The following is a 2,974-nucleotide window of genomic DNA, read 5'->3' as shown; positions in this document are numbered from 1 at the left end:
TCGACGATCAGGCTGCTGCTGATCAGGTTCACGTCGCGCGGGCCGAACACCACCGCCGGGTTGACGATGACCACATCCAGCCCGCGCGCGACGAACTCGCGACACACTTGTTCGGCCAGGTGTTTGCTGTAGCCGTAGGGAAACTCGTGGGGTTGCAGATTGAACTGTGCGCGCTCGTCGAGCACCTGGCCGAACGGCGGCCGGCCGAGCGCAGCGCAACTGCTGGTGAACACCACGCGTCGCACGCCGGCGTCCAGCGCCGCCTGCAGCACGTTGCGCGTGCCGTCCACGTTCACGCGCATCATCGTGCCGGCGTCGCTGCGCCAATAGTCGGCGACGGCTGCGACGTGGAAGACCACGTCCACGCCGACCATTGCCACACCGAGCGATCCCGGGTCGGTCACGTCACCGACGGCCGATTCGTAGGTCAAGCCGGCCAACGCCTTGAGCGAGGACGACGGCCGGTGCAGCGCACGCGCCGTCCAGCCATGCTGAGTGAGTGCTTCGACGAGATTGGCGCCGATGAAACCGGTCGCGCCGGTGACGAGTGCGAGCATATGACCGCCGAAGTTTACAAGACGGTTGGGGTATAGCGCAGAAAAGTGGGGGACTTTTTGCGCGGCGGAGGCACAGTGGACGGCATAGAAGCTAGGCCGGGCCGTATATGTGTTCATCGGTTGCCGGTGTGTATTGGCTTTCGATGGGACCCGCCCCGGCGTAAACGCCTGGGCTGAGCCAACGGGGGTAGACGTATTCGCTAGGGCGCGCTCTGCCCCATTCGGGGCATATATAGGCGCGGAACGGAGTCCGCGTCCTACCATGCAAATTTTGCCCCGATGCACGAATGCACCTGGCGCGCACCTGTTACGATTCGTGCCCATGGATTTATCACTGCTGTTCAAGGCGCTCGTCATGGGCATCGTCGAAGGCCTCACCGAATTCCTCCCGATTTCCTCCACCGGCCACCTCATCGTCGCCGGCAAGTTGATCGGATTCCCCGAAACGATCGCCGCGACGTTCGAGATCTTCATCCAGCTCGGCGCCATTCTGGCGGTGGTCGTTTACTTCGCGCGCGACTTGTTCGATCTATTGCGGCGGACAACGCACGACCGGCGCGCGCAGTGCTTGCTACTCAACGTCGCCATCGCGTTCGTTCCAGCAGCCGTTGTCGGCGTGCTGCTCAGCCGTCTCATCAAGGACAATCTATTCAACCCCATCACGGTCGCGTTTGCGTTGATCGCCGGAGGCGTCATCATGTTGATCGTGGAATGGCGACCGCGCCGGGCGAACACACATCATGTGGAAGACGCGCACTGGCGACAGGCGCTCATCGTTGGCCTCGCGCAGATCGCCTCGCTGTGGCCGGGCTTCTCGCGATCGGCGTCCACCATCATCGGCGGCTTGCTGGCCGGCATGGACCGGCCTACCGCGCTGCGCTTCTCGTTCTACCTCTCGATTCCTACGATGCTGGCCGCGACGGTGTTCGACTTCGTGCGCAACCTGGACGCGATCCATCCCACCGAGCTGCCGGCGTTCGCCGTCGGGTTGGTCTCTGCCTTCCTCGTTGCGCTCGTTGTCATTAAGTTCTTTCTCAGCTACGTCGCCCGGCGCGACCTGAAGCCGTTCGCCTGGTATCGCATCGTCGTCGGGATCGCCCTGCTCGGGCTGGCCGCAGCCGGCTTCTTCGGATGACATTGCGTTGGACAAATGTCATACCTGCCTATGACAAAACGTCACTGACAGGACAGGTGGCTCGTGATATATTGCGCACCAGTTTGAGACCACTTCGCCGGCGACGTCGAGACAGAGGTCTTGCGTTCGAATCGTTCAGGCACAAAGTTCGAGCGCAGCTCGGCAAATGATCAAGGTCACACGGCGCAAACGGCTTTGGAAGGAGTGTCAATGGCAGAAACAACGGAACCGAAGGGATCACCGGCTTCTCAGGCCGCAGAGGAAACCGCAGCCGCGGCTCGGCAGGCGGCCGAGGACATCCAGGCTGCAGCCGAACAGGCAGGTCAAGCTGCCAAGCGTGCTGTAGACGATGCGGCAAAGCAGGTGAAACAAGCAGCGGGTGATGTTGCAGATAAGGCGGCTGATGCAGCCGAAAGCGCGGCATCAGCGGCAAAAGAGGTGTCGGACGCGGCGAAAGCGGCCGTCTCCGGCGCAGCGAAGCCGGCTGCCGCGCCGAGCGTCAAACCCGCGACGCCGGCAGGCGTGGCCAAACCGGCTGCGCCTGCAAGTACGGCGAAGCCCGCCGCGGCAGGCGCGGCGAAACCGGCGGCGCCCACCGCCGCCGCCAGGCCGGCTGCCGCAGGTGCGGCAGCAGCGCCCAAACCGGCGGCCGCCGCGAAGGAAGAAGTAGCGCCGGTTACTCCGCCGAAAGGCGTGACGCGGCGCGAATTTCTCAACTATGTGTGGGGCGCATCCATGGCGCTCTTCCTGGCGCAGTTCGCCGGCATCACGTTCTTCTTCGCCATGCCGCGCTTCAGGGCCGGCGAGTTCGGCGGCAAGATCACGGTGCGCGCCGATGAATTCCCGCAGCCGAACGAAGCGCCGGTGTCGAACAATGCAGGGAAATTCTGGCTGGTGCATACCGACGCCGGCATTAACACGCTCTACAAGATTTGCACGCATCTGGGCTGCATCTTCCCTTGGAGCGACGCGGCGAAGATTTTCGCTTGCCCCTGCCATGGCTCGCAGTTCAAACTCGACGGCACCTACATCGCCGGGCCGGCGCCGCGCGACCTCGATCGCTTCACCGTCGAAGTCCTCGACGCCAGCGGCAACGTCATCGCTGCCTCCACGGATGGCCAGCCCATTCCGCTGCCGCCGGGTGCCGAGTCGGTCGTCGTCAATACCGGTCAGAAGATCTTGGGCAAGCCACACTTCTAATTCGTAAGGACTGGCGCGCGTGGTTCGCAAAAGATCGTCCCGGACGCCTGAGCATCGGCGAGACCAATACGTACCCTCAGCG

The 2,974-nt window shown here is 63.5% G+C and carries 3 protein-coding genes; 2 read left to right on the top strand and 1 reads right to left on the bottom strand.

What is annotated here, in order from left to right; genetic code table 11:
• A partial coding sequence (locus tag GXH28_RS15510) for an NAD-dependent epimerase/dehydratase family protein (protein WP_169239922.1) occupies positions 1–557 on the bottom strand: 557 nt, incomplete at its 3' end.
• A gap of 322 nt (positions 558–879) precedes the next feature.
• Between GXH28_RS15510 and GXH28_RS15505 the strand changes: the two genes are divergently transcribed.
• Positions 880–1,692: an undecaprenyl-diphosphate phosphatase gene (locus GXH28_RS15505; protein ID WP_169239921.1), complete on the top strand. Its 813-nt coding sequence runs from the start codon at positions 880–882 to the stop codon at positions 1,690–1,692.
• Positions 1,693–1,902: 210 nt separating this feature from the next.
• The gene (locus tag GXH28_RS15500; RefSeq protein WP_169239920.1) at positions 1,903–2,892 is read left to right on the top strand and encodes a QcrA and Rieske domain-containing protein; all 990 of its coding nucleotides are present in this window, start codon (positions 1,903–1,905) and stop codon (positions 2,890–2,892) included.
• Positions 2,893–2,974: the final 82 nt, after the last annotated feature.

The organism is Candidatus Roseilinea sp. NK_OTU-006 (genome assembly GCF_012931985.1).
In the GTDB taxonomy this organism is placed as follows: domain Bacteria; phylum Chloroflexota; class Anaerolineae; order J036; family Brachytrichaceae; genus JAAFGM01.
The sequence above is the reverse complement of the archived record's forward strand: the minus strand, read 5'-3'. Positions and strand labels throughout refer to the sequence as shown.

Coding starts and splice junctions, on each gene's coding strand:
- GXH28_RS15500 (WP_169239920.1), top strand. CDS start 1,903: ATGGCAGAAACAACGGAACCGAAGGGATCACCGGCTTCTCAGGCCGCA.
- GXH28_RS15505 (WP_169239921.1), top strand. CDS start 880: ATGGATTTATCACTGCTGTTCAAGGCGCTCGTCATGGGCATCGTCGAA.